Raw genomic sequence first — 22,750 nt, 5'->3', positions numbered from 1 at the left:
CTCACAGCCCGAGGGCCAGCGAATGATTCTTGGGTCTTAGGCACGCGCGGCCGCGGTCGTCGCGTGCGCCCACTCGGCCAGTTTCGCCTCCGCGCGGCCGGAATCGATCGCGTCGGCGGCGACTCGGAGCTTCTCGTCGAGCCGCTCCAGGAGCGCACGCTCGGCACTCTCCGGGTTCTTCGCGAGGTCGAAGGCGACGAGCCCCGCGGCGGCGTTGAGGAGCACGATATCGCGCACCGGCCCGGTCTCGCCGGCGAATACCCGCCGGACGACAGCGGCGTTCTCGTCGGGAGTACCGCCCACGAGGTCGCGGATCTCCGCGCGAGGAATCCCGAGATCTCGCGGATCGAGGTCGTGCTCTGTGAGCCCACCTCGACTGACCTCCCAGAGGCGCGAATGCCCCGTCGTCGTGAGCTCGTCGAGCCCGTCGTCGCCGCGGAACACGAGCGCCGACGCGCCGCGAAGGCGGAATACGCCGACGAAGATCGGCACGCGCTCAAGATCGGCCACGCCGACGGCAGACGCTTCGGGGCGCACGGGGTTGCAGAGCGGCCCGAGGAAATTGAAGACGGTCGGAATGCCGAGTTCAGCGCGGGCGGGCGCGACGTGACGGAAACCCGGCAGGAAGCGGGATGCATGAACGAAGGCGATCCCCGTCTCTGCGAACGCACGAGCGAGCTGCGGTGCATCGAGCCCGAGTTCGATACCGAGCGCGCCGAGCACGTCCGACGAACCGGACTGGCTGCTCGCTGCCCGGTTGCCATGCTTCACCACGGGCGCTCCCGCGGCCGCGGCGGTGATGGAAGCCATCGTCGACACGTTCACCGTGCCGAAGCGGTCGCCACCCGTTCCGACGATATCGAGCGACATCGCCGGTAGATCGATGGGAAGCGCCTCCGCAAGGATCGCGTCGCGGAAACCGATCGTCTCGTCGACCGTCAAACCCTTCGAGCGGAGCGCCACCAGGAACGCGCCGATCTGCGCGCCCGACGCCTCCCCCGTCATAAACCGAGACATCGCCCACTCGGCTTGCGAAACGCTCAGATCGTCGCCCTCGAGAAGGGTCGTGAGTACCGTCGGCCAAGTGCGTTCGTCGATCATGCGTCGATTGTATCGGCGCGCCAACTTCCGCACGGTGACGCGCCTTCATCCGATGAAGTGGGGCCGTCTGCGGCGCCTGAGAGGTCGCCGAGAGGGTAGGCTAACGGGGAAGGTTGCAGAAACTGCGGCTCGCCGTGAGCGCGTGAAAATGCACACCTGTCTTTCAGCCATAATGGAGGGGTGACGACGACCACTATGAATACCAAGTCAGCCGTGCCTGCGGTAAAGCGACCGAATCTCGTCGCAGTAGGCACGATCGTATGGCTCGGCAGCGAGGTCATGTTCTTCGCGGGCCTCTTCGCGATTTACTTCACGCTGCGCGCAATGAACCCCGAGCTGTGGGCCGAACAGACCGAGAAGCACAACTTTACGTTCGCGCTGATCAACACGCTGATTCTGGTCGCCTCGTCGTTCACCGCACAGGCGGGCGTTTTCGCTGCAGAGCGGATGCAGCCGCGAGCGACGGGCGCGAGCCCCAAGAAGTGGGGAACGGTCGAGTGGTTCTACCTCACCTTCTTCATGGGCGCGATCTTCGTCGCCGGGCAGGCCCTCGAGTACGCGACCTTCGTGTCGGAAGGCATCACGCTCTCCTCTGATCCGTACGGTTCCGCGTTCTACATGACCACCGGCTTCCACGGAATTCACGTGTCGCTCGGCCTCGTCGCGTTCCTGCTGGTCATCGGTCGCATCTACGCCGTCAAGAACTTCACGCATAAGGAGGAGACCACCGCTGTCGTCGTGTCGTACTACTGGCACTTCGTCGACATCGTGTGGATCGTGCTCTTCCTCGTCATCTACGTCCTCAAGTAAGGTCAGGAGTCATCGACATTATGGTTCGCAGCAAGAAGAACCTGCGCAAGTCCGGCCGCCGGCATCCGCTCGCAACGGCCGCGCTCGTCGCAGTCGGTCTCCTCGTGACCGGTGCAGCGTACGCGGGATTCAGCCAGACCTCGGCTACCGCAGAGGTCGACCTCACCTCCCCCTCGACCATCGAGGCCGGCGAGAAGCTGTTCGGCGCGAACTGCGCCACCTGCCACGGCGCGGGCGCCCAGGGCACTGATGACGGCCCGTCGCTCATCGGCGTCGGCGCAGCATCCGTGAACTTCCAGGTCGGCACCGGCCGCATGCCGCTTTCGTTCCAGGGCCCGCAGGGCATGGTGAAGCCGCAGCAGTTCACCGAGGAGCAGACCCTCCAGATGGCGGCATACGTCGCGTCGCTCGCACCGGGACCCGGGCTCCCCGAGACCCAGTACCTCCAGGCCGACAGCGACGATGAGGGCATCGCCAAGGGCGGAGAGCTCTTCCGCATCAACTGCGCAATGTGCCACAACGTGGCCGCAGCGGGTGGCGCGCTCACCGAGGGCAAGTTCGCCCCGAAGCTCACCGGTGTCGCTCCCACGCACATCTACGAGGCGATGGTCACCGGGCCGCAGAACATGCCCGTCTTCAACGATGCGAACATCACGCCGCAGCAGAAGGCCGACATCATTTCGTACCTCAAGTACATCGAGAACAAACCCGCAGTCGGCGGCCTGACCCTGGGGTCGATCGGTCCGGTGGCAGAGGGTCTCTTCATCTGGGTGATCGGACTGGGCGCCGTTATCGGCCTCACCGTGTGGGTCACCGCGAAGTCGAACTAGTCGGCATCGCCGCTAAGCATTCATGAGTCAGGAGTCAAGGAGCAACATGGCAGAGGAAGCGCAGAACAACGGCGAGCACGCTGTTGTCGCCGCCGACGGCCACGGCTCGGGTGGAGCAGCCGTCGGTACAGCGGTCATCTCATCCGACGCCGTGCAGAATCCGGGCCTGCCGCCCCACCGCAAGCGTGTAACGGATCTTGATCCGAAGAAGGCGAAGCGCGCTGAGCGCATCGTCTACACGCTCTTCTACGTGTCGATCGCCGGCAGCCTCGGCGCCGTGCTCGCGTACATGTTCTTCCCGATCGAAACGGGAGATCTGCTCGCGATCCGCATGCACACGATGTTCGTCGGCCTCGGCATGGCACTCGCCTTGCTCGCCGTCGGTATCGGTGCGGTGCACTGGGGCAAGGCCCTCATGGCGGATCACGAGTCGATCGATATCCGTCACGACGTCGCGAGCGACGCGCCGACCCGCGAGGCGTCGGCCGAAGTCTTCAAGCTCGCCGACGAGGAGTCGGGCTTCTCCCGCCGCTCGCTGGTGCGCAATAGCCTCATCGGCGCGCTCATCGCGTTCCCGCTCCCCGGCATCACGCTGCTTCGCGGGCTCGCGCCGCAGGATCGCGACGCGGTCCAGCTGCTGCACCACACCATGTGGGCCGAGGGCGTGCGCCTGGCGCGCGATCCGTCCGGTGTGCCGATCAAGGCGAGCGACGTGACCATCGGTTCTGCGTTCCACGTCATCCCCGAGACCCTCAATCACGAGGACTTCGAGAAGATGACCCTCGAGGAGCGCGGCGGCAGCACGCACCTGCTCGACGCGAAGGCCAAGGCAATCGTCCTGCTCATGCGCCTCGACCAGAAGGATCTCAAGGAGCTTCCCGAGCGCGAAGGCTGGTCGTACGACGGCATCGTCGCCTACTCGAAGGTCTGCACCCACGTGGGCTGTCCTGTCGCGTTGTACGAGCAGCACACTCACCACCTGCTGTGCCCGTGCCACCAGTCGCAGTTCGACGTCGCTGAGCACGCAAAGGTGATCTTCGGGCCGGCGAAGCGTCCGCTCCCCCAGCTCCCCATCACCGTGGACGATGAGGGCTACCTCGTCGCTCAGAGCGACTTTCACGAACCTGTCGGCCCGAGCTTTTGGGAGCGCCTCAAGTGAGCAGCACCGTCACCGAAACACCGTCGAGCCCGCAGGCTCAGAGCGGATCCAGCCGCTTCACGGCTGCCGCGTCGAACTACATCGACGAGCGCACCAAGATCGGCGTCGTCGTCAAGGAGTTCGGCCGCAAGGTCTTCCCCGACCACTGGTCGTTCCTCCTTGGTGAGGTCGCGCTCTACAGCTTCGTCGTTATCCTCATCTCGGGTACGTTCCTGACGCTGTTCTTCCAGGCCTCCATGGTGGAAACGCACTACACCGGCCCGTACGTCCCGATGAAGGGACTCGAGATGTCGGCCGCCATGGCATCGACCCTCGATATCTCCTTCTCGGTGCGCGGCGGTCTGCTGATGCGGCACGTGCACCACTGGGCCGCCCTGCTGTTCGTGGCTTCCATCGGCCTGCACATGCTCCGCATCTTCTTCACGGGTGCGTTCCGCAAGCCGCGCGAGCTCAACTGGGTCATCGGCTTCGTGCTGTTCGTCCTGGCAATGGCAGAGGGCTTCACCGGCTACTCGCTCCCCGATGACGTGCTCTCTGGCAACGGCCTTCGCATCATCGACGGAATCATCAAGGCGATCCCCGTGATCGGTACCTACCTCTCGTTCTTCTTCTTCGGAGGCGAGTTCCCGGGTACCGCGATCGTCGGCCGCCTGTACATGCTGCACATCATGGTGCTGCCTGCTCTCGTCATCCTCTTCGTCGCGCTGCACCTTGCGTTCGTGGTCATCCACAAGCACACGCAGTACCCCGGGCCGGGCAAGACGCAGCAGAACGTGGTCGGCTTCCCCGTGCTTCCTGTCTACGCAGCGAAGGCCGGTGGCTTCTTCTTCATCGTCTTCGGTGTGATCGCGCTGATCGCCTCCCTGGTCGGTATCAACCCGATCTGGAACTACGGCCCGTATGACCCCTCACCGGTTTCGGCTGGCACCCAGCCCGACTGGTACATCGGCTTCGCCGACGGCATGTTGCGCCTCGTTCCGCCGGGGCTCGAGACCGAGTGGTTCGGCTTCACCTGGTCGTTCAACATGCTTATCCCGCTTGCGCTCATCGGCATCTTCCTGGTGCTCGTCGCGGCCTACCCCTTCATCGAGGCGTGGGTCACGGGCGACAAGCGAGAGCACCACATCCTCGATCGCCCGCGCAACGCGCCGACTCGTACCGCAATCGGCGCGGCCGGTGTGACGTTCTACGCGGTGATGTGGGCGGGCGCGAGCTCGGACCTCATGGCAACGCACTTCCAGCTGTCGATGGAGGGCGTGATCCACGCCCTCCAGTTCCTGCTGATTTTCGGGCCGATCATCTCCTACCAGATCGCGAAGCGCTCCTGCCTCGCTCTGCAGAAGAAGGATCGCTCGATCGCGCTCCACGGCTACGAGTCGGGCCGTATCGTGAGAATGCCCGGTGGCGAGTTCATCGAGGTGCACAAGCCGCTCGATGCATACGAGTCCTGGGAGCTGGTGAGCTACCACGACTACGCGCCGCTGATGCTCCGTCCGAACGACGACGGCCGCATCCCCTTCTCGAAGCGACTGCGTGCCGGCTTCACCCGCTGGTTCTTCGAGGATCGCATCGTTCCCCCGTCGAAGGGTGAGATCGAGCGCGGCCACCACGAGGGCCACTAAACGCTCCGCGTACTGAGGGAGGGCTTCAGCGAGATTCATTCTCGCTGAAGCCCTCCCTCTTTGTGTACCCGCGCCTCAAGACATCGCCCCCCCACGAGGGAGTTCGCTTTGGAGCTGCGGAGGCGGCCACGGCACAAGTTGCGACACACGGCGCCCGAGAGCTCGAATTCCGTCGCTTCACGACATCGGACGGCGTGAAAAAGCACTATTGGCGGTATTGAGGGGTGCTGATGGTCCACCGCCACGCACACCCGCGCCTGTGTTGTTCGGAGAGCGGGATCAGAAGGGGAGGCTTCTGGAACTGCAGAGAGCGGGCCTTGTCGAGAAGCTCATCGAGGCGCGCCGAGCTCGCGTAGAGCACACTAAAGCCCGGCGAGAGGGGGAAGCTCCTGGAGGCGCGGAGAGCGAGCCTAGAGCATGCCCGGCTGACCCGACACGGAGCCGTAGCGGTCTGACGGGGCTAAACCGTCGGGCCGGCGGCGCGCAGCGCGCCGAGGAGCAGCGACTCCCCCGTCGAGCCGAAACGCTCGCGAAAGTTCGAGGCCCCTTTGGCGTCACGAATGCGGGCGAGCGAACGCGCGAGGGGGGCGCCGAGCTCGGGGACGCTCAACGCGGCAATCGCCTGCAGCACAAGCCGCTCTGCCGCCTCGCCTGCAGGATGCGGCACCCCAACCTTCTCGAGCTCACGCTCGGGCTCGGGCTCGGGCTCGGGCTCGGGCTCGGGGCTAGGGTCGGGGTCAGGGTTAGGGTCGGGGCTAGGGGCGGGGTCGGACGCGGGCCCCGCGATACACGCAGGACCAGGCTCGAGGCCGGGGCCGGGGCCGGGAGCCGTCACCCCATTCACGGTTCCCGTCCCGAAGGATCCACCAGCTCGCGATAGCTGCACTGTGCGCGGAAGCGCAGACTCCGCGTCGTGCGCATGCGGAGTGTCCTCGTCCTCGAGGAGCTCCACCGCCAGCGCGACGCACGCGAGGAACAGTTCATGTTTCGTGCGGAAGCTCGCGTAGACGTGCGGCTGGGGCACGCCCGCCCGGGCAGCGATACGAGCCGTCGATGCCCCGTGTACGCCAAAGAGGCCGAACTCGGTGAGTCCGGCCTCTAGAAGGCGTTGGCGGTTCTCGCCGGGCTTTCTTCGAGCGCGACGTTCGCCCACTGCTATCCCAAATCGAGAAGCTTGCGGTAGTGCTCGCCCACCGCTTCAAAGCCTCGATGGTTGTAGAACGAGCCGATGCGCGCGGTCGACGCGGAAAGCTGACGAACACCGCGTCCCATGCAGTAGTGCTCGTTCGCATCCATGAGGCGGTCGCCGATCCCCTCGCCCCGAGAGGCCTCGTCGACGACGATCTCCTGCAGGTGCGCTGCCAGGCCCGAGGCGTGCAGCAGCCGAGACACGGTCATCAGCGAGTAGCCGACGATGTTTCCATCAACCTCGGCGACGAACAGTACGTTCGTCTCCTGGTCCCGGTGTCGCAAGACGTTGTCGAACGCGACCGAAAACTCATCGCGGCCGATGGGATCGCGGCCGGTGGTGAACTGTCGGGCCAGACTGAAGACGGCAGCGCCGTCCTCGGTCCGACCGCGGCGGATGATGATGCCCAATTCCAGCCGCCCTAGCGTGCGAAGTTGCCGCGGTAGTACTCGTAGACCCAGCCGACCACGCCGACGATCACGAGCGGGAGCGACAGGAAGGACAGCCAGAAGTTGAAGCCGACGCAGAGGCCCAGCACCACGACCGCCGCAGCGAACGCGAGCACCAGCGGCCACCAGCTCCACGGGCTGAACTCGCCGAGCTCGGGATCGCCGTCGTCGATGTCGGAGTCCATGCGGTCCTCAACGAGCACCCCGCCCTGCTTGCGCTGAACGAGCACCAGGTATGACGCGATGAACCCCGTCAAACCTGCCGACAGGAGAATTGCGGTGGATCCCGCCCACTCCGGGTAACCGTGAACGATCGCGTTCCACACGGTGTACACCGTCGCCAACAGGATGAAGTACGCCGTCAAGATCCAAAAGAGAACGATGCTAGATTTCATAACTCTGTACTCCTACACTCACTGCTTCTCAGCGAGCTCGCGCTCGGTCTGTCGCACCGGCTGCTCCACACCGCTGATCTCGGGGTGGTTGAGATCGAACGCCGGGGACTCCGAGCGGATACGCGGGATCGACGTGAAGTTGTGACGCGGCGGCGGGCAGGACGTCGCCCACTCGAGCGAACGGCCGAAGCCCCACGGATCATCGACGGTCACCTTCGGCGCGCGACGCGCGGTGAGGTACACGTTGAGCAGGAACGGGATCATCGAAGCACCGAGGATCATCGCGCCAATCGTCGAGAGCGAGTTGCCCCACGTCACGCCGTCCGACGGAAGGTACGTGTAGTAGCGGCGGGGCATGGCCATGACGCCCAGCCAGTGCTGCACAAGGAAGGTCGTGTGGAAGCCGATGAACAGCACCCAGAAGTGGATCTTGCCGAGGCGCTCGTCGAGCAGCTTGCCGGTCCACTTCGGCCACCAGAAGTAGAAGCCCGCGAACATCGCGAAGACGACCGTGCCGAAGACAACGTAGTGGAAGTGAGCCACGACGAAGTAGGTGTCCGATAGGTGGAAGTCGAGAGCCGGTGACGCGAGGATCACACCCGTGAGTCCACCGAACACGAACGTAACGAGGAACCCGAGCGACCACAGCATTGGCGTCTCGAACGTGATCGAACCGCGCCACATCGTGCCGAGCCAGTTGAAGATCTTCACGCCGGTCGGAACCGCGATAAGCATCGTCATCAGCGCGAAGAACGGCAGCAGCACCGATCCGGTGACGTACATGTGGTGCGCCCACACCGTCATCGAAAGTGCGGCGATCGCAATCGTCGCGTACACGAGGGTCTTATAGCCGAAGATCGGCTTCCGGCTGAACACGGGGAAGACCTCTGAGACGATGCCGAAGAACGGCAGCGCAATGATATACACCTCGGGGTGCCCGAAGAACCAGAAGAGGTGCTGCCAAAGTATGGCGCCGCCTTCTCCGTTATAGATCTGAGCGTGGAAGATTCGATCAGCTGCCAGCGCGAAGAACGCGGCGGCAAGAACCGGGAAGACGAGGAGCACGAGGATCGAGGTGATCAGGGTGTTCCAGGTGAAGATCGACATACGCCACATCGTCATGCCCGGAGCGCGCATCGTAATGATGGTCGTGATGAAGTTCACGCCGCCCATGATCGTGCCGAAGCCGGAAATGCCGAGACCGAGGACCCAGAGGTTACCGCCGACGCCCGGCGAGAACTGGGTGTCGGACAGCGGTGCGTAGGCGAACCAACCGAACGAAGCGGCGCCCTGCGGGGTGAGGAAGCCACCGACCGCGATCAGCGAGCCGAACGTGTAGAGCCAGAACGCGAAGGCGTTGAGTCGCGGGAACGCGACGTCAGGAGCACCGATCTGGAGCGGCATGATCACGTTCGCGAAGCCAGCGAACAGCGGCGTCGCGAACATCAGCAGCATGATGGTGCCGTGCATGGTGAACAGCTGGTTGTACTGTTCCTTCGTCGCCACGACCTCGAGACCGGGAGCGAACAGCTGCGCGCGGATGACGAGAGCCATGAGGCCGCCGATCAGGAACCACACGAAGGAGCTGATCAGGTACATATACCCGATCACCTTGTGGTCCGTGGACGTCAGCCACGAGACAATGACGTTGCCCTTCTTCATGATTTCGTATCCCTCTGCTACTCGTTCTGAGCCTTGGCCTGGTCGCCCTCGAAGTGCTCCTGATTCGGATTGAACTCCTTGCCGACCTGACCCTCATTGCCTGCGGCGCGCAGCGAATCAACGTACGCGTCGTACTCATCCTGCTCGACGACCTTCACCTGGAAGAGCATCATCGAGTGGTATTCGCCGCAGAGCTCTGCGCACTTACCCATGAACGTCCCCGTCTTCGTCGGCGTGAAGCTCATGTAGTTGGTCTGACCCGGAATCATGTCCTTCTTGTAGAGGAACTCGACCACCCAGAAGGAGTGGATGACGTCGCGGGTCTCGAGACGAATCTCGGTGGTCTTGTCGACGGGCAGGTAGAGCACCGGCATGGTGTCGGCCTCGGCCTCGCCATCGTCGTCCGTCTGCACCTGCACGCCGGAGAAGAACACGTCGTCATCTACGTAGTTGAAGTCCCACGACCAACGCTTGCCGATGACCTCGACCACGTTCTCGGGGTTGTCGTAGCGGGTCTCGATCTTGCTCTGCTCCTGCGCGGTGAACGCGAAGAAGCCGATCACGAGGATGACCGGAACGACGGTGAAGAACGTCTCGATCGGCATGTTGTATCGGAGCTGCACCGGAAGGCCGGTCTGGCCCTTGCGGCGGCGGTAGGCGATCGTCGCCCAGATGATGAGGCTCCACGTAATTACACCGACGGCCAGCAGGACGATCCAGGAAGTAACCCAGAGACCCGTGATGCCGTCGGTGAGGTTCGTGGCGCCCTCAGAGCCTGCGGGGAGAAACCCGCGCTGCTGCTCAGGGGTACAGCCCGCCAGAAGCAGCGCAGCGGAGAGCGCCACCGGGGCCGCGACCCATTTCATTCGACGATTGGAACGCACCGCATACCTTTCGAAAACATTGTTTCGCTCTGTTCGCACGCGTGCGAACGAAGCTGATGACTCCCTGACAGCTTAGCGCGATCCTGAGCGTTCCCCGAACCACGCGCGAGTGTCGCGCAGACTCCGCTGAGGCGCGAGCGGGTAGACGCGAACGGGGCAGGCGCGCGGATTCGTTCCGCACACCCACCCCGGACACTCACGCCAGCGCGCTCAGCTGAAGCTGTCGCCGCAAGCGCAGCTGCCCTGCGCGTTCGGGTTGTCGATCGTGAAGCCCTGCTTCTGAATGGTGTCCTCGAAATCAATCGTGGCGCCGTTGAGATACGGGATGCTCATCTGGTCGACGACGACCTCGACCCCGTCGTAATTGACGACGGCATCGTTGTCGAGTTCACGCTCATCGAAGAACAGCTGGTAGATCAGGCCGGAGCAGCCGCCAGGCTGCACGGCGATCCGCAGCCGAAGATCGTCACGCCCCTCCTGCGCAAGCAGGCTGCGCACCTTCTCCCGTGCCTCCGCGCTGAGCTGGACGCCGTGCGCCTGCTCTGCAACGGCAACGCCGCCCTCGGGTGCGATCGTTTCGGTGCTCATGCGTGCTCCTCCCTCACGTCGTGATAGGTCTCATGCAGTCTACTCCCGGGCGCGGCGGATCACCTCTGAAAGTCGGGGTACGCTGGAACTCTGTCGAATTCGACGTGATACCGGCGCGCCATTCGCGCGCTGACGACTTCCGCGCACGCGCGCGGTGAATGGAAGGACACCCGTGGCACAGAGGGGCGCTGCCGAGGAGAACGAGACACCGCAGGGCACCGGACCCGGCGTGGGCAAGGGGCGCCCGACGCCGTCGCGCAAGGAGGCGCAGGCCGCGAACGCCCGTCCCATCGTGGGCTCGCGCGACAAGGCGGCGGTCAAGGAGCAGCGCAGGCAGCAGGCCGAGGCCCGCGAGCGGATGCGCACCGGCATGATGCAGGGTGACGAGCGCTTCCTCGGCCCGCGCGACCGCGGCCCGCAGCGCCGCTACGTGCGCGAGTACGTCGACGCGCGCTGGAACGTCGGCGAGCTCCTGATCCCCATGATGCTCGTCGTGCTTGTGATGACGTTCATTCCCGGGCCCATCCAGGTCATCAGCCTGTTCGTCATCTGGGGCTTCGTGGGCCTCGCCGTGCTCGACGCGCTGTTCCTCGGCATGCGGTTGAAGGGCAAGCTCGCCGAGAAGTTCGGGGCGGATCGCGTGCAGCCGGGCTTCCGCTGGTATGCGGCGATGCGCGCGTTCCAATTCCGCCCGCTCCGCGCACCCAAGGCGCTCACGAAGCGCGGGAACTTCCCGAGCTAAGCGTTGTGGCCGCCCCGCGGCGCGGGCCCAACATTGCAGCGAGACCGCTAGGCCGCGGCGCCGTTTCCCCGGAACCCGGCGCGCACGAGCCCCCGGTTCACGCTTCGGGCCCAGAGCGGCCCCTCGTAGATGAACGCCGTGTAGCCCTGCACGAGCGTGGCCCCGGCACGGAGGCGCTCCAGCACGTCCGCGGCCGTCGTGACACCGCCTACGGAGATCACGCAGAAGTCGGGATCGGGTACGGCCGCTCGAATACGTCGGAGCACTTCGAGTGACCGTTCGCGCAGCGGCGCACCGGAAAGCCCGCCTGCGCCGATCCGCTCGATCTCCGCTTCCGACGCCCGCAAGCCCTCGCGCGCGACAGTCGTGTTCGTCGCGATGATGCCCTCGAGCCCGAGCCGCTGCGCGAGCCCAACGATGCCGTCGATCTGCTCCTCGCTCATGTCGGGCGCGATCTTCACGAGGAGCGGCGTCGATCCCGCTGCCTGACGCACCGCGGAGAGCAGCGGCTCGAGCATCTCCAGTTCTTGGAGGCCGCGCAACCCGGGCGTGTTCGGCGAGCTGACGTTGACGGCCAGGTAGTCAGCGATCGGCGCGAGCCGCTCTGCGCTCCAGACGTAATCGGCAACCGCGTTCTCGACCTCGGTGACGCGGCTCTTGCCGATGTTGACGCCGATGATCGGGCGCTGACGCGCGAGTCGCGCGCGCTGAATGCGAGGGATCGCGGCCGCAGACCCGCCGTTGTTGAAGCCCATGCGGTTAACGACGCCGCGGTCGTCGACCAGGCGGAACATGCGTGGCTTCGGGTTGCCCGGCTGCGCGTGGCGCGTCAGCGTTCCCACCTCGACGTGCCCGAAACCGAGCGCGCCGAGCCCACCGATCGCGGTGGCGTTCTTGTCGAAGCCCGCGGCGACGCCGAACGGACTCGGGAACGTGAGCCCGAGGGTCGACACTCGCAGCGAGGGGTCGGGGCGCGTCACCGCTCGGGCGAGGCGCCCGACGATGGGAAGCGCCTGGATCACGCGGAAGGCGAGGTGGTGGGCGCGCTCCGGATCCATGCGGCGGAGCACCGTCGAGAAGATGAACGGGTAGCAGCGCATGATCAGGCCTCCGGGGCTGACGAGGGTGCGGATGATGAAGTCGACCCAGGATTGTCGCTCGAATCGGGCCGCGCCCGCGGGCTCGAACGCAGCTCAGCGATCGCCGAATCGAAGTCGTCGAGCGACTCGAAGGCCTGGTAGACGCTCGCAAAGCGCAGGAACGCGACCTCGTCCAGCTGGCGCAGGTGCGGCAGGATCGCGAGGCCGATCTCATTCGCATCGAACTGAGCGATGCCGCTCGAGCGCACCGACTCCTCGACCTGCTGCGCGAGGACGGCGAGGTCCGCCTCGGTGACTGGGCGACCCTGGCACGCCTTGCGCACCCCGCTCATCACCTTCTCGCGGCTGAACGGCTCGACGACGCCGGACCGCTTGATCACGGTCAGGCTCGCGGTCTCGGTCGTGGTGAAGCGGCGGCCGCACTCCGGGCACTGGCGACGGCGGCGGATCGAGAGACCGTCGTCGGCGGTGCGGGAGTCGATCACGCGGGAATCCGGGTGGCGGCAGAACGGGCAGTGCATCAGCGCGCCTCCGCCCCGGGCTCGAAGCGGGCGCTCACTGCCTCGCCGTGCGCCGGTAGTCCCTCGGCGCGTGCGAGGGCGAGGAGCGGCTCGCGCACCTCGTCGAGTGCCGTCCGGTCGTAGCTGATGACCTGCTGCGGGCGCAGGAATGTGTGCGCGCCGAGCCCAGCCGCGAAGCGAGCGGTGCCGCCCGTCGGCAGCACGTGGTTCGAGCCTGCGAGGTAGTCCCCCAGGCTCACCGGCGTGTACGAGCCGACGAAGATCGCACCGGCGTCGGAAATCGTCGCGAGCAGCGCTTCGTCGTCGCGCGTGTGGAGCTCGAGGTGCTCAGGCCCGTACGCGTTGCTCACCCGCGCGGCCGCGGCGAGGTCGTCGACCAGCACGATCGCCGACTGGGGGCCCGCGAGCGCCGTGGCGACTCGCTCGGCGTGCGCGGTGCGGGGCGCGCGCTCGGCGACCTCCGCGGCCACGCGATCCGCGAGGGCGCTCGAGTCGGTCACCAGCACCGAGGCTGCGGCTTCATCGTGCTCGGCCTGGCTGATGAGGTCCGCGGCGACGAACCGAGGGTCCGCCGATTCATCCGCGATGATCAGGATCTCGGTGGTACCGGCCTCGGAGTCGATGCCCACGATTCCGGAGACCACCCGCTTCGCCGCAGCGACGAAGATGTTGCCCGGCCCGGTCACGACGTCCACCGGCTCGAGCCCGATCTGGGGCACTCCGTGCGCGAAGGCGGCGATCGCTCCGGCGCCGCCGATGGCGTAAACTTCCGTGACGCCGCAGATGGCCGCGGCCCAGAGCACGGCGGGGTGCGGTAGGCCGTCGTTGTCCCGCTGCGCGGGAGACGCGAGCGCGAGGCTCGGCACGCCCGCCGTCTGCGCGGCTACCGCGTTCATGACGACCGAGGACGGGTAGGCGGCCTTCCCACCCGGCGCGTACAGACCGACCCGGCTCACGGGCTGCCAGCGCTGGCGGATCACCGCACCGTCTGCAAAGCGCGTCTCACGCGGCTCCGGAACTTGAGCGGCAGAGCCTCGCCGCAGGCGGTCGACGAGCTCTCGCAGCGCGGCCTCTACGTCCGCGGGGCACGCGGACAGCGAATCGCGGATCGCGGCCTCCGGCACCCGCAGCGCGTGCGCCTCAACGCCGTCGAACTGGAGCGCCTGCTCACGGAGCGCCGTCTCACCGCGCGCGGCGACGTCGGCAACGAGCGGCCGGACGCGCTCAGCGGCGATATCGGCGCTCACCGCGGCCCGCGGCACGAGTTTCAACAGGTCTGAGCGTGACAGGTTCTGTCCCCGCAGATCGATCGTTCGCATCACTGAGCCAGTCTATCGGCGGCTGTTCCCACGCCCTGCTCGTTCAGGCGGGCGCGAGCATCCCGAACCACGTAAGCTCCCGCACGCTCGCGACGAGCGCGTCCGCGGCGGCCTCGGCGTCGACCTCGAGGAGGGTCGCGAGGGCGTCAGCGATCTGCGCCAGGGTCAACTCGCCATCGCACGCGCCGACCGCCGCGGCGAGCAGCGTGTCGGCGGAGACGCGACGGGCGATGGGGCGCTCCGTCGCGAGCACGATCGCCCTGGGCGCCTCCTCCCCCGGCTGATGCTCGCGCTCCTCGCGCACCTCGGGGTCGAGCACCCAGCGGATCGCGAGAATCTCCTCAGGTGGGAGCGCGGCCGTCGCCGAGCCCACGAGGAAGGCGCGCTGCAGCAGATCGCCGGGATGCCCGGCGATCGCACCGGCGGCGGAGTCGAGGTGCACGACGGTTCCGGCATCGGCTTCGGAGCTGGTTGCGGAGTTGGTTTCGGAGCCGCTTCCCGCACCAGCTCCCGCTGCAGTTTCGGCACCAGACCCCGCATCGGTCCCTGCACCAGGCCCGATGCCAGATGCCACACCGGACTCGGCCGCAGCCTCCGCCCGCCGCACGCGCACTGAACCGAGGCCCACCGCCGTCACACGACGGGCGGCGAAGTCATCGAGCCACAGCCCGAGCAGACGCTCGAACTCGTCGCTGCCCGGCCTCGCTCCTCCGTCGCGCACCCACGTCTCGGCGTAGCTCGCGGGATCGACTCGGTCGCGCTCGATCACCCAGGCGGAAAGCGGCCCAGCGCCCACGGCGGCCGCCTCGATCCACTCGCGCACGCGGCCGAGACCGTTGGCGCCCCAGGGCGACTCCCAGTTGGCGAGGCACAGCAGGGTGCCGCCAGGCGCGAGAAATGCAGGCCCGGATTCGACGACGGATCGCGCGAGCGCATCACCGGTCAGCCCACCGTCGCGGTACTCGTACACGGGCGCACCCGTCTCTCGCGGCGTGATGACGAACGGCGGATTCGAGAGCACGAGCTCGAACTGCTCGTCGGCGACGGGCGCGAAGCGGTCGCCGCGACGGAAATCGATTCGACCGCGGACCCCGTTGAGCGTCGCATTCGCCTCCGCGAGTTCGAGCGCCCGCTCCGAGATGTCCGTGGCGACGACGCGGTCGGCGAAGCGCGTGAGGTGCAGCGCCACGATGCCGCAGCCGGTGCCGAGGTCGAGCGCGGACGCCACCCGATCCGTCGGCGCCTGCGCCAGCAGCGAGCGCGTCGCGCCGCCCACACCCATCACGTGGTCCGGCCGCGCCGGCCCGCGCCGGAGCTGGTCGTCGAGGTCTGAGATCACGATCCACTCCTCGCCCTCCGTAATGCGGACCGGGTTCACGGAGAGCGCTGCTCGGAGGCGCGACTCGGAGGCCTCCTCCGGCCCGTGCGCCGCCGCCAGACCGAGCACGATCGCGCCCGCTGCTCCGAGTGTGGGGAGCGCGGCATCGACCTCCGACGCCTCGAGCGCCTCACCGAGCAGCAACAGGCGGGTGAGCGTCGCGAGCGCGTCCGTCGCTCCGCCCGCACTGGCGCGCTGCGCGATCGCCCGCCGCGCCGGTGCGAACACGCCGCGGTGACGCGCCGCCTCGGCGCCCTCGTCGAGGAGCGCCGTCACCGCGTCAAGGCCATACCCGGCGGATGCGAGGTCGGATCGGAGGTGTTCGACGAGTTCTAGCTGCACCCCCCCAGCGTAGCCCGCAGCCACCGACATTCATGGCGCGCGAACTGGCGGAGCAGCCGGGCGGACCGGAGCGAGCCCCGCCACTCCACACCAGCACGTTCACTCAGGCGAATGCGCGATCGTGCGCGGTGACCGGGCTGGGCAGCACGGTCTCCCCGGTGAGGAAGCGATCGACCGAGGCCGCAGCCGCGCGCCCCTCAGCGATCGCCCACACGATCAGCGACTGCCCGCGACCCGCGTCGCCCGCGACGAACACGCCCGGCACCGCGGTGGCGTAATCACGCTCTCGTTCGAACGCCCCGCGGGCGCCGCGCGCAAGGCCGAATCCGCCCGAGGCGGCACCGGCACCGGCGCCGCCGCCAGCAACACCCGCGACCGCAGCATCATCCACGATGTCCTCCGGCCCTGTGAACCCCATCGCAATGAGCACGAGATCGGCGCGCAGCACCTGCTCGGTGCCCGCGATCGGCACGCGTCCCGCCTCCGTGAAGCCGGTCTCCGCGACACGCAGCCCGGCGACCGTCCCGTCCTCGCCCGCCACGAACTCGACCGTCGACGCGAGAAAGCGCCGCTCGCCGCCCTCCTCGTACGAGCTCGACACCTCGAAGAGTGTCGGGTGCACGGGCCACGGCTGCGCCTCGGAGCGCGCGGCTCCGGGCTGCTTTCCGATCGCGAGCGTCGTCACCGACGCCGCGCCCTGCCGGTGGGCCGTGCCGACGCAGTCCGCGCCCGTGTCGCCGCCGCCGATGACGATGACATGCTTGCCAGCAGCGTTGAAGGGCGTCGCGGCAAGGGCGCCCGACTGCACGCGGTTCGACGCTACGAGGTAGTCCATCGCGGGCAGGATGCCCGCGAGATCCCGACCCGGAAGCGGGAGGTCGCGCGGCACCGTCGCACCGGTCGCCACCACGACCGCGTCGTAGCGGCGGCGCAGCTCACGCCAGCTCATGTCGCGACCGATCTCGATGCCGCAGCGGAAGCGCGTGCCCTCCGCCTTGAGCTGCTCGATGCGGCGCGTGACGAGCGACTTCTCGAGTTTGAAATCCGGGATGCCGAAGCGGAGCAGGCCGCCCGGCTCCTCATCGCGCTCGTACACCGCGACGGTGTGCCCGGCGCGGGTGAGCTGCTGCGCCGCGGCGAGACCCGCGGGGCCAGATCCGACGACCGCGACCGTTTTTCCCGTGAGTCGCGAGGGCGGCTGCGGCGTCACCCAGCCATTTTCGAACGCCTGATCGATGATGCTGTTCTCGATCTGCTTGATGGTGACCGCGGGCTGGTTGATACCGAGCACGCAGGCCGACTCGCAGGGTGCCGGGCACGCGCGCCCCGTGAACTCCGGGAAGTTGTTCGTCGCGTGCAGGCGCCCGATCGCGTCGTATCCGCGGCCCCGGTGCGTGAGATCGTTCCACTCCGGAATCAGGTTGCCGAGCGGGCAGCCCTGATGGCAGAACGCCACGCCGCAGTCCATGCAGCGCGAGGCCTGCCGCACGACGAGCTCGGGGTTCGCGGGGTCGACGACCTCGCGCCAGTCGCGCAGCCGCACCGCAACGGGCCGCTTCGGAGCGAGCTCGCGCTCGCGCACGCGCAGAAATCCGCGGGGATCAGCCATGAGTCGCCTCCAGAATCTCAGACCACACGTGGTCACCATCAGGGTCGATGCCCGCGACGCCGGCTCGCTCGCGGATCTCGAGCACCCGCGAGTACCCGCGCGGGATCAGCCGGGTGAAGCGGGCGAAGGTCGCATCGGCGTCGCGCTCGATCCCATCGAGCAGTTCGACCGCGAGCGACGATCCGGTCTGCTCGTGGTGCCGCCGGAGCAGCTCGACCACGGTCGCGCGGAGTGACGCCTCCTCACCGCTCGGCACCGCGGCGCCAAGAGCGCCACCTGCACTGAAAGCACCGTCCCCGCCACCCCCGCCGAAGCGCTGCAGCATGAGCGCTCCCGAAGCAACCTCCGCGGAGTTCACGTGCGCGGGATCCAGATCGAGCAGGATCGCCTCGCCGCCCGACATGCCCGCCCCGATGTTGCGCCCCGTCGGGCCGAGAATGAGCGCGAGGCCTCCCGTGAAGTACTCGAGCGCGTGGTCTCCCGTGCCCTCGACGACCGCGGTCGCGCCTGAGCCGCGCACGAGGAACCGCTCGCCCACGACGCCCGCGATCCACAGCGCACCGCCGGTCGCGCCATAACCGATGACGTTGCCCGCGATGACGTTGCCGCGCGCCGGGTGCGCCGCGTCGGGGTGCGGCCGAATCGCGATCTCGCCGCCCGAGAGCCCCTTGCCGACGTAGTCGTTCGCGTCCCCCACGAGGCGCAGCGTCATGCCGCGCGGCAGGAACGCTCCGAGCGACTGCCCGGCCGACCCCGTGAGCGTCACGTCGATCGTCTCGGGCGCGAGCCCCTCCGCACCGAAGCGCTTCGTGACCTCGTGCCCGAGCATGGTGCCCACGGCGCGATCGATGTTGCGGATCGGCAGATCGATCACCACCGGCGCCCGCTGCTCGAGCGCCTCCCGCGCCATCGGCATGAGACCCGCGTCGAAGTGGGTGTCGAGCTCGTGATCCTGCGCGCGCCCGTGACGGCGCGACTCACCCTCCGCGAAGACCGGGCCGCGCAGGATCGGCGTGAGGTCGAGCCCCGACGCCTTCCAGTGCCGGATCGCGTCGTCCACGTCGAGCGACGCCGTGTTTCCCACGGCGTCGGCGATCGAGCGGAAGCCGAGCGACGCGAGGATCTCCCGCACCTCCTCGGCGATGAACTGGAAGAAGTTCACGACGTGCTCCGCCTGTCCGGTGAAACGATCTCGGAGCTCCGGGTTCTGCGTCGCGACGCCCACGGGGCAGGTGTCGAGGTGGCAGACGCGCATCATGATGCAGCCGGAGACCACGAGCGGCGCCGTGGCGAAGCCGAACTCTTCAGCGCCGAGCAGCGCCGCGATGACGACGTCGCGCCCGGTCTTCATCTGGCCGTCCGCCTGCAGCACCACTCGCTCGCGCAGCCCGTTGAGCATGAGCGTCTGCTGCGCCTCGGCGAGCCCGAGCTCCCACGGCGAGCCCGCGTGCTTCAGCGAGTTCATCGGGCTCGCGCCCGTTCCCCCGTCGTGGCCCGAGATGAGGATCACGTCCGAGAGTGCCTTCGCGACTCCCGCGGCGACCGGCCCGATGCCCGACTGCGCGACGAGCTTCGTCGAGATGCGTGCCGCCGGGTTCGCGCGCTTCAGGTCGAAGATGAGCTGCTTCAAGTCCTCGATTGAGTAGATGTCATGGTGCGGCGGCGGCGAGATGAGCCCGACGCCGGGCGTGGCGTGCCGCGTGCGCGCGATCCACGGGTACATCTTGGTCGGCGGGAGCTGACCGCCCTCGCCGGGCTTCGCGCCCTGGGCGAGCTTGATCTGAATCTCGTCGGCGTGCGTCAGGTACATCGAAGTCACGCCGAAGCGGCCGGATGCCACCTGCTTGATCGCGCTGCGGCGCTCGGGGTCGAGGAGCCGGTCGTCCGCCTCCCCGCCCTCGCCCGTGTTCGAGCGCCCACCGAGGCGATTCATCGCGATCGCGAGCGTCTCGTGCGCCTCGGGCGAGATCGATCCGTAGCTCATAGCCCCCGTCGCGAAGCGCCGCACGATGTCGCTCACGGGCTCGACCTCATCGAGCGGCACGGGAGGACGCTGCGGCGCGAAGCGGAAGAGCCCGCGCAGAGTCATGAGCCGCTCCTGCTGCGCGTTCACGCGCTCGGTGTAGGCCGCGAAGATGTCGCGACGCCCGGTGCGTGTCGCGTGCTGCAGCTTGAAGATGGTCTCGGGGTCGAAGAGGTGGTGCTCCTCGCCGCGCCGCCAGCGGTACTCACCGCCGGTCTCGAGCGCGCGATGCGCGAGCGGCGCCTCGTCGTCCGGGTACGCGGAACGGTGCCGCGCCGCGACCTCGGCGGCGATCACATCGAGCCCGATCCCTCCGAGACGCGAGGTCGTGCCGGTGAAGAACCGATCGACGAGATCCTGCGCCAGCCCGATGGCCTCGAACGTCTGCGCTCCGCAGTAGGAGGCGACGGTCGAGATTCCCATCTTGCTCATGACCTTGAGCATTCCCTTACCGAGGGCCTTGATGAGGCCTGCGATCGCGTCGCTCTCAGTGACGTTCGGGATCGAGCCATCGCGCACGAGCAGCCCGACCGTCTCCATGGCCAGGTACGGGTTGACCGCCGCCGCGCCGTACCCGATGAGCGCGGCGACATGGTGCACCTCTCGGACATCACCGGCCTCCGCGACGAGTGCGACCTGCATACGCTGCCCCTCGCGAATGAGGTGGTGATGCACCGCGGAGACGGCGAGGAGCGACGGCACCGGCGCGAGGTCGCGGTTCGAGTCGCGGTCGGAGAGGATCAGGAACTCCGCGCCCGCCTCCACCGCGGCGCTCGCCTCCCGGCACATCGCTGCGAGCCGATCGGCGAGTCCGCGGGCTCCGGATCCCACCGGGTAGAGCCCGCGGATCGTAACGGAGCGTTCCCGTTCCGGATCGTCGCCGAAGTGCTGGATGCGCGCGAGCGCGTCGTTGTCGATCACCGGGAAGTCGAGAATCACCTGGCGAGCGTGTACCGCCGACTGCGTGAGCAGATTCTGCTGCGGCCCCATACCGGCGCGGAGGCTCGTGACGAGTTCCTCGCGGAGGGCGTCGAGCGGCGGGTTCGTGACCTGCGCGAATTGCTGCACGAAGTAGTCGAAGATGAGGCGCGGCCGTTCCGAGAGCGCCGCGATCGGAGTGTCGCTGCCCATCGCCGCGAGGGGCTCGTAGGCATCCCGCGCCATCGGGAGGAGCAGCAGGCGCACCTCCTCCTGCGTGTAGCCGAAGGTGCGCTGCCGGCGCTCGATCGATGCCGGCGGGTGCACGAGATGCTCGCGCTCGGGCTGCTCGGAGAGGCGGATCCGCCCCTCGGCGAGCCAGTCGCCCCACGGCTCCAGCGCGGCGAGTTCCGCCTTGATCTCATCGTCGTGCCGGATCGCGCCGGTCTCGAGATCGACGGCGAGCATGCGCCCGGGCTGCAGTCGCCCGCGCTGGGCGATCCGCTCGGGTGCGATGTCGAGCACGCCGGTCTCGCTCGCGATCACGAGCAGTCCGTCGGTCGTGACGAGGAAGCGGCCGGGGCGCAGTCCGTTCCGATCGAGCAGGGCGACGAGTTCCGTTCCGTCCGTCGCGATCATGGCGGCGGGGCCATCCCACGGCTCCATGATGAGCGAGTGGTACTCGAGGAAGTCGACGAGCGCCGGTGCGAGGCCCGTCTCGGATTCCCAGGCCTCGGGCACCATCATCGAGAGCGCGTGCGGCAGCGAGCGACCCGCCTGCACGAGCAGTTCGAGGACCTCGTCGAAGCTCGCCGAATCGCTGCCGCCCTCCGAGCAGATCGGAAGCAGCGGTGCGATCTCGCCGAGCCGGTCGGACTCGAGCTGCGCCTGGCGCGCGCGCATCCAGTTGCGGTTGCCCCGCACCGTGTTGATCTCGCCGTTGTGCGCGACCATGCGCAGCGGCTGCGCGAGGTGCCACGAGGGGAACGTATTGGTCGAGTACCGCGAATGCACGATCGCGAAGCGGCTCGTGAAGCGCGGGTCAGACAGCTCCGGGTAGAAGCCGGGCAGCTGCAGCGTCGTGACCATTCCCTTATATACGATCGTGCGCGCGCTGAGCGAGGGCAGATAGATGCCGGTCTCGTGCTGCACGCGCTTGCGCACGCGGTAGGCACGGCGTTCGAGCTCGTCGGTCTCCACGCGCGCACCCTCCGCCGCGAGCACGAGCTGCTCGATCCGCGGGCTCGCGGCGCGGGCGCTCTCGCCGAGCACGTCGGGACGCGTCGGCACCGCGCGCCAGGCGAGCACGCGGAGCCCCTCGTCGGCGGCGATCGCCGCGATGCGGAACTGCACGGCGCGGCGCTCGGTGGACGAGGGAGGCAGGAACGCGAGGCCGGCGGCGTAGGCGCCGTGCCCGGGAAGGCTGAGCTCGGGGGCGCTCTCAGCGAGGGACTCCCGGATGAGCGCATCGGGCAGGTCGGTGAGGATCCCGGCCCCGTCGCCCGTGCCCGCGTCGGAGCCGACCGCACCGCGATGCTCCAGGTGCTCGAGCGCCTCGAGCGCCTGCGACACGATCGCGTGGCTGGCCTCCCCCGTCAGCGCGACCACCGACGCGAGGCCGCACGCGTCGCGCTCATCCGCCGGGTCGTAGAGACCGACGGCTCGAGGTGCGACCGCGATTCGGGGCGCGGTCCGCACGGTCGGCGCGGTCCGCACGGTCGGCGCAGTCGGCGGGCGGCTGGGTGAGCGCTCGGGCATGGCGTCCTCTCGGTCGGCGGAGCGTCTCGCGCCCCGACTGGGCGCCGCGCACCTCGGGAGCTTGCGGAGGCTCGAGCGCGCGGTGGAGATCTGAACGTAACACTCGCTTTCTGCGGTGGTTCCGCTGCTCGGTCGAACCCGCTGCAATCGATCTCGCTGATCACCGCCACACTCCGAACATTATGCGGCCTTTGCGGCAACCCACCGAACGCTTCGACGCCATGAAACACGACCGAAACACGGCAACTGTGTAACACCGCGGGCATACGCAGAACGCGGTGTCCAATAATCGAACACGCCCCTCTGGGCGGTTCAATTATTGAACACCGCGTCGGTGCTCTCGAAGTGCCG

Annotated in this window: 18 protein-coding genes; 5 read left to right on the top strand and 13 right to left on the bottom strand. The window is 67.8% G+C overall.

Annotated elements, in window-relative coordinates; genetic code table 11:
* Positions 1-36: 36 nt before the first annotated feature.
* Positions 37-1,101, bottom strand: a complete 1,065-nt coding sequence (gene trpD / locus WFH00_RS03935) for an anthranilate phosphoribosyltransferase (RefSeq protein WP_336659323.1) — start codon at positions 1,099-1,101, stop codon at positions 37-39.
* A 195-nt stretch (positions 1,102-1,296) separates the two neighbouring features.
* On the opposite strand from trpD, the gene ctaE reads away from it, so the two are divergent.
* Genes ctaE through qcrB form a run of 4 tightly spaced genes read left to right on the top strand, consistent with a single transcriptional unit; the run spans position 1,297 to position 5,522 of the window.
* Positions 1,297-1,911, top strand: a complete 615-nt coding sequence (gene ctaE, locus WFH00_RS03930) for an aa3-type cytochrome oxidase subunit III (RefSeq protein ID WP_336659734.1) — start codon at positions 1,297-1,299, stop codon at positions 1,909-1,911.
* A 20-nt stretch (positions 1,912-1,931) separates the two neighbouring features.
* The gene (gene qcrC, locus WFH00_RS03925; protein ID WP_336659322.1) at positions 1,932-2,741 is read left to right on the top strand and encodes a cytochrome bc1 complex diheme cytochrome c subunit; all 810 of its coding nucleotides are present in this window, start codon (positions 1,932-1,934) and stop codon (positions 2,739-2,741) included.
* Between the two features lie 46 nt (positions 2,742-2,787).
* Positions 2,788-3,900 carry a cytochrome bc1 complex Rieske iron-sulfur subunit gene (qcrA, locus tag WFH00_RS03920; RefSeq protein WP_336659321.1) on the top strand — a complete coding sequence of 371 codons (1,113 nt, stop codon included), beginning with the start codon at positions 2,788-2,790 and terminating at the stop codon, positions 3,898-3,900.
* On the top strand, positions 3,897-5,522 hold the full coding sequence (gene qcrB, locus WFH00_RS03915) for a cytochrome bc1 complex cytochrome b subunit (protein WP_336659320.1): 1,626 nt from the start codon (positions 3,897-3,899) through the stop codon (positions 5,520-5,522). The genes qcrA and qcrB overlap by 4 nt, the downstream gene beginning before the upstream one ends.
* 460 nt (positions 5,523-5,982) lie before the next feature.
* Here the strand turns inward: qcrB and WFH00_RS03910 are convergent, their stop codons facing one another.
* The 6 genes from WFH00_RS03910 to erpA form a co-directional block, all read right to left on the bottom strand.
* Positions 5,983-6,675, bottom strand: coding sequence for a TetR/AcrR family transcriptional regulator (locus WFH00_RS03910; protein ID WP_336659319.1), 693 nt, complete (start codon positions 6,673-6,675; stop codon positions 5,983-5,985).
* Between the two features lie 2 nt (positions 6,676-6,677).
* Positions 6,678-7,121, bottom strand: coding sequence for a GNAT family N-acetyltransferase (locus WFH00_RS03905; RefSeq protein WP_336659318.1), 444 nt, complete (start codon positions 7,119-7,121; stop codon positions 6,678-6,680).
* A gap of 11 nt (positions 7,122-7,132) precedes the next feature.
* Positions 7,133-7,555, bottom strand: coding sequence for an aa3-type cytochrome oxidase subunit IV (gene ctaF, locus WFH00_RS03900; protein WP_336659317.1), 423 nt, complete (start codon positions 7,553-7,555; stop codon positions 7,133-7,135).
* Positions 7,556-7,573: 18 nt separating this feature from the next.
* Positions 7,574-9,217 carry an aa3-type cytochrome oxidase subunit I gene (gene ctaD / locus WFH00_RS03895; RefSeq protein ID WP_336659316.1) on the bottom strand — a complete coding sequence of 548 codons (1,644 nt, stop codon included), beginning with the start codon at positions 9,215-9,217 and terminating at the stop codon, positions 7,574-7,576.
* Between the two features lie 17 nt (positions 9,218-9,234).
* A complete protein-coding gene (gene ctaC / locus WFH00_RS03890) occupies positions 9,235-10,083 on the bottom strand; it encodes an aa3-type cytochrome oxidase subunit II (RefSeq protein ID WP_336659315.1) in 849 nt (282 codons plus the stop codon).
* Positions 10,084-10,311: 228 nt separating this feature from the next.
* Positions 10,312-10,689 (bottom strand): iron-sulfur cluster insertion protein ErpA, encoded by a 378-nt coding sequence (gene erpA / locus WFH00_RS03885; protein ID WP_336659313.1) that lies wholly within the window; start codon positions 10,687-10,689, stop codon positions 10,312-10,314.
* A gap of 172 nt (positions 10,690-10,861) precedes the next feature.
* Here erpA and WFH00_RS03880 point away from each other — a divergent pair, with 172 nt between their 5' ends.
* Positions 10,862-11,431 (top strand): DUF3043 domain-containing protein, encoded by a 570-nt coding sequence (locus tag WFH00_RS03880; protein WP_336659312.1) that lies wholly within the window; start codon positions 10,862-10,864, stop codon positions 11,429-11,431.
* 47 nt (positions 11,432-11,478) lie between these two features.
* On the opposite strand, the gene WFH00_RS03875 is transcribed toward WFH00_RS03880, so the two are convergent.
* The 6 genes from WFH00_RS03875 to gltB form a co-directional block, all read right to left on the bottom strand.
* A complete protein-coding gene (locus tag WFH00_RS03875) occupies positions 11,479-12,531 on the bottom strand; it encodes a quinone-dependent dihydroorotate dehydrogenase (protein WP_336659311.1) in 1,053 nt (350 codons plus the stop codon).
* A gap of 2 nt (positions 12,532-12,533) precedes the next feature.
* Entirely contained in the window at positions 12,534-13,052 is a 519-nt protein-coding gene (nrdR, locus tag WFH00_RS03870) for a transcriptional regulator NrdR (protein ID WP_336659310.1), read from the bottom strand.
* Positions 13,052-14,371 (bottom strand): histidinol dehydrogenase, encoded by a 1,320-nt coding sequence (gene hisD, locus WFH00_RS03865; protein ID WP_336659733.1) that lies wholly within the window; start codon positions 14,369-14,371, stop codon positions 13,052-13,054. The genes nrdR and hisD overlap by 1 nt, the downstream gene beginning before the upstream one ends.
* 43 nt (positions 14,372-14,414) lie before the next feature.
* Complete coding sequence (locus WFH00_RS03860; RefSeq protein ID WP_336659309.1) at positions 14,415-16,091, bottom strand: DUF7059 domain-containing protein; 1,677 nt, start codon at positions 16,089-16,091, stop codon at positions 14,415-14,417.
* A 103-nt stretch (positions 16,092-16,194) separates the two neighbouring features.
* Positions 16,195-17,700, bottom strand: coding sequence for a glutamate synthase subunit beta (locus tag WFH00_RS03855; protein ID WP_336659308.1), 1,506 nt, complete (start codon positions 17,698-17,700; stop codon positions 16,195-16,197).
* Positions 17,693-22,399 (bottom strand): glutamate synthase large subunit, encoded by a 4,707-nt coding sequence (gene gltB / locus WFH00_RS03850; RefSeq protein ID WP_336659306.1) that lies wholly within the window; start codon positions 22,397-22,399, stop codon positions 17,693-17,695. The genes WFH00_RS03855 and gltB overlap by 8 nt, the downstream gene beginning before the upstream one ends.
* Between the last annotated feature and the right edge of the window lie 351 nt (positions 22,400-22,750).

Source organism: Leucobacter sp. USHLN153 (assembly GCF_037145615.1).
GTDB lineage: Bacteria > Actinomycetota > Actinomycetes > Actinomycetales > Microbacteriaceae > Leucobacter.
The sequence above is the reverse complement of the archived record's forward strand: the minus strand, read 5'-3'. Positions and strand labels throughout refer to the sequence as shown.

Excerpts from the sequence above, each read along its gene's own strand:
- trpD (WP_336659323.1), bottom strand. The coding sequence starts at position 1,101 with ATGATCGACGAACGCACTTGGCCGACGGTACTCACGACCCTTCTCGAG.
- ctaE (WP_336659734.1), top strand. The coding sequence starts at position 1,297 with ATGAATACCAAGTCAGCCGTGCCTGCGGTAAAGCGACCGAATCTCGTC.
- qcrC (WP_336659322.1), top strand. The coding sequence starts at position 1,932 with ATGGTTCGCAGCAAGAAGAACCTGCGCAAGTCCGGCCGCCGGCATCCG.
- qcrA (WP_336659321.1), top strand. The coding sequence starts at position 2,788 with ATGGCAGAGGAAGCGCAGAACAACGGCGAGCACGCTGTTGTCGCCGCC.
- ctaF (WP_336659317.1), bottom strand. The coding sequence starts at position 7,555 with ATGAAATCTAGCATCGTTCTCTTTTGGATCTTGACGGCGTACTTCATC.
- ctaD (WP_336659316.1), bottom strand. The coding sequence starts at position 9,217 with ATGAAGAAGGGCAACGTCATTGTCTCGTGGCTGACGTCCACGGACCAC.
- ctaC (WP_336659315.1), bottom strand. The coding sequence starts at position 10,083 with ATGAAATGGGTCGCGGCCCCGGTGGCGCTCTCCGCTGCGCTGCTTCTG.
- erpA (WP_336659313.1), bottom strand. The coding sequence starts at position 10,689 with ATGAGCACCGAAACGATCGCACCCGAGGGCGGCGTTGCCGTTGCAGAG.
- WFH00_RS03875 (WP_336659311.1), bottom strand. The coding sequence starts at position 12,531 with ATGCGCTGCTACCCGTTCATCTTCTCGACGGTGCTCCGCCGCATGGAT.
- nrdR (WP_336659310.1), bottom strand. The coding sequence starts at position 13,052 with ATGCACTGCCCGTTCTGCCGCCACCCGGATTCCCGCGTGATCGACTCC.
- hisD (WP_336659733.1), bottom strand. The coding sequence starts at position 14,371 with ATGCGAACGATCGATCTGCGGGGACAGAACCTGTCACGCTCAGACCTG.
- WFH00_RS03855 (WP_336659308.1), bottom strand. The coding sequence starts at position 17,700 with ATGGCTGATCCCCGCGGATTTCTGCGCGTGCGCGAGCGCGAGCTCGCT.
- gltB (WP_336659306.1), bottom strand. The coding sequence starts at position 22,399 with ATGCCCGAGCGCTCACCCAGCCGCCCGCCGACTGCGCCGACCGTGCGG.